Below are 3,131 nucleotides of genomic sequence, written 5' to 3'. Positions count from 1 at the left end.
GCGAAATCAGTGCGCAGGTGATTGACATCGCCAGTACTGAAGGAGCAATTATCGCCACCAAAGCGGCCCACGCCAAACTGGAAAACATCAGTGACCCGGATAGAGAAGCGGCCCGAAAGAAACTGGAAAACGCAGGCAAAACTAACATTACGCCTGAGCAAATTAAAGACCAGATTTACAAGACCGCCTATAACCAGGCATTGAATGAGTCTGGCCTTGGTACCGGTGGAAAATACCACACCGCTTTACAGGCGGCTACCGCAGCCATTCAGGGACTCGCGGGCGGAAATATTGGTCAGGCACTGGCCGGCGGCTCTTCCCCTTACCTGGCTGGAGTGATTAAAGACCTGACTACCGACCCGAAAACCCATCAAGTCGATGTCGTCACTAATACTCTGGCCCATGCCATTCTGGGGGCAGTGGCCGCCGAAGTCAGTGGTAACAATGCGCTGGCGGGTGCGGCAGGAGCAGCTTCCGGTGAACTGGCCGCGCGAGAACTGATGAAGCATATTCACGGCGAAAATGCTAAAGTCAGCGACTTAAGTGAAGAGGAAAAACAGACCATCAGCACCCTCTCCACCCTGGCGGCAGGTGGAATCGCAGGAGATAATCGACAGGAGTGAAAGGAATCATCCAAGTCAGTTATCTAATTCCAACTAAAGATCGCGAAGGTAATATTACGGGCCTTAAAGGAATGGGACCAGATCTGCAACCATTTGTGAAAACAATATATGATCCTAAGATTCATTCAGATAAAAAAATGTTGGAGTTGGGTCAGCAAGCTGCTGCGAGTGGGTATAAGGAAGCAATATCTAGCGGAAAACAGGCATACGATGCTAAAGCGGGCGGTATTGAATTTAGAGTTTATTTAGATCCGGCAACCGGGCGAGTAAATAACTTCCATCCAAAGTAAGGGAACTTATTATGAATCAAGAACTATTCGGACAGCCATATGATCATTCAGACCCTCACTGGATAGTGAAAAGTTATTTTGATCGAATGTACAATGATGGACATTTCTTAGAGGCTATCGAATTATTATCTAAAAAAGGGGCTTTAAGTACAGATGGTTCTTACTGCCATTTTCCCAATATGAATAGCTATTATGAAGAGGATAGGTTTGAAGGCGTGATGTTTATATATGGTTATTCTCCAGATGATGATGATGAAGTGATCGTCAGCGAAGAGATATGCTACAAATATGTTCGTTTAGCCTGTGAAAAGTATCTTTATCGACATCCAGAAGATAAAGATAAAATTAACGCCTTGCTAGCCAAAATGCCTTGTTAACATCAAGATCCCAGCTCAAGTGAACTGCACCCCGAAAGTTGGACACCCAACAAGTAGGGGGAAGTTCTGCATGAAGAAGAAGTACAGGAAGAAGAAGTACAGGAAGAATTCGCTCAAGTTTAAGAATAAAGCCACCCCGTATTACTACCGGCCTCAATCTCTCCATCAGTACCAACCGCGGTAAAGGCAGTGAAAGCGGCAACGGCGTCAGCCATAATGAAACTACGCTGGATGCGGGGCAAACCGTCACCCTCAACGCCGGTCGGGATGCGACGCTCAAAGGCGCCCAGGTCAGCGGCGAACAGATTACCGCCGACGTCAAACGCCACCTGACACTCAGCAGCGAGCAGGACAGCAACCGCTACGATATGAAGCAACAAAACGTCAGTGCCGGCATCAGTGCCAATGTCGGTCCGGGTTCAGGCGGCTCATTGAACCTCAGCGCCAGCCGCGACAAAATCCACAGCAACTTTGACTCCGTACAAGAGCAAACTGGACTGTTTGCCGGTAAAGGCGGCTATCAAGTGAAAGTGGGTGAACACACCCAACTTGACGGTGCAGTCATTGCCAGTACCGCAGACAAAGACAAAAACACCCTCGATACCGGCACTCTCGGCTTTGGCGATATCAAAAACAAAGCGGATTTTAAAACTGAACACCATAGCGTGAATATCAGCACAGGTGGTTCAACAGGCGGCATGTTCCTCAGTAATCTAGCGGCCAATACTCTGGGCGGCGCCAACCGGGAAGGCCACGCCCAAAGCACCACCCATGCCGCGGTCAGTGACGGCACCCTGATTATCCGGGATAAAGACAACCAGCAACAGGATATCACCACCCTCAGCCGGGATACCGACCATGCCAACAATGCTCTCAGTCCTATCTTTGACAAAGAGAAAGAGCAGCAACGGCTGAAACAGGCCCAACTGATTGGCGAAATCAGTGCGCAGGTGATTGACATCGCCAGTACTGAAGGAGCAATTATCGCCACCAAAGCGGCCCACGCCAAACTGGAGAATATCAGTGACCCGGATAGAGAAGCGGCCCGAAAGAAACTGGAAAACGCAGGCAAAACTAACATTACGCCTGAGCAAATTAAAGACCAGATTTACAAAACCGCCTATAACCAGGCATTGAATGAGTCCGGTCTTGGCACCGGAGGGAAATACCACACCGCTTTACAGGCGGCTACCGCAGCTATTCAGGGATTAGCAGGGGGGAATATTGGTCAGGCACTGGCCGGCGGCGCTTCCCCTTACCTGGCCGGGGTGATTAAAGACCTGACTACCGACCCGAAAACCCATCAAGTCGATGTCGTCACCAATACTCTGGCCCATGCCATTCTGGGGGCAGTGGCCGCCGAAGTCAGCGGTAACAATGCGCTGGCAGGAGCAGCAGGAGCAGCTTCCGGTGAACTGGCCGCACGAGAACTGATGAAGCATATTCACGGCGAAAATACTAAAGTCAGCGACTTAAGTGAAGAGGAAAAACAGACCATCAGCACCCTCTCCACCCTGGCGGCAGGGCTGGCTGGCGGCATTGCCGGTGACTCGACCGGAAGCGCCGTTACCGGTGCCCAGGCCGGGAAGAATGCGGTGGAGAATAATTTCCTGACTGTCAAAAAGAATGATGCGTTGATCAAAGCTCTTGACGACCAAAAGGCAGGTAAAAACCTCTTGGAAGCTTCACAAAATATCGTCAGACTCACCAATGAAGACAAAGCCAGTAATGTGATGTTAGACAAATATCGCAAAGGTACATTAGATGAGAAAGGAAAACAGGAGCTGTCTGTTTTGCTCAATCAATATGGCTATGAATTGCAGACAGAATACGGTTTTTCA

At 49.6% G+C, this 3,131-nt stretch carries 3 protein-coding genes and 1 pseudogene; all 4 read left to right on the top strand.

Annotated elements, in window-relative coordinates; translation table 11 throughout:
* On the top strand, window positions 1-623 hold a 623-nt coding region (locus C6H66_RS24315), incomplete at its 5' end, for a VENN motif pre-toxin domain-containing protein (protein ID WP_248000819.1).
* Window positions 620-913, top strand: coding sequence for a CdiA family toxin C-terminal domain-containing protein (locus C6H66_RS24310; protein ID WP_181150300.1), 294 nt, complete (start codon window positions 620-622; stop codon window positions 911-913). The genes C6H66_RS24315 and C6H66_RS24310, both read left to right, overlap by 4 nt.
* An 11-nt stretch (window positions 914-924) precedes the next feature.
* A complete protein-coding gene (cdiI, locus tag C6H66_RS24305; protein WP_105396996.1) occupies window positions 925-1,290 on the top strand; it encodes a ribonuclease toxin immunity protein CdiI in 366 nt (121 codons plus the stop codon).
* A 146-nt stretch (window positions 1,291-1,436) separates the two neighbouring features.
* Window positions 1,437-2,903, top strand: a pseudogene (locus C6H66_RS24300) (VENN motif pre-toxin domain-containing protein); the annotation flags it as partial.
* Window positions 2,904-3,131: the final 228 nt, after the last annotated feature.

The organism is Photorhabdus hindustanensis (genome assembly GCF_002968995.1).
Lineage (GTDB): Bacteria > Pseudomonadota > Gammaproteobacteria > Enterobacterales > Enterobacteriaceae > Photorhabdus > Photorhabdus akhurstii.
Note: the sequence above shows the minus strand (reverse complement) of the source record. Positions and strands in the feature narration are given on the sequence as shown.

Excerpts from the sequence above, each read along its gene's own strand:
- cdiI (WP_105396996.1), top strand. The coding sequence starts at position 925 with ATGAATCAAGAACTATTCGGACAGCCATATGATCATTCAGACCCTCAC.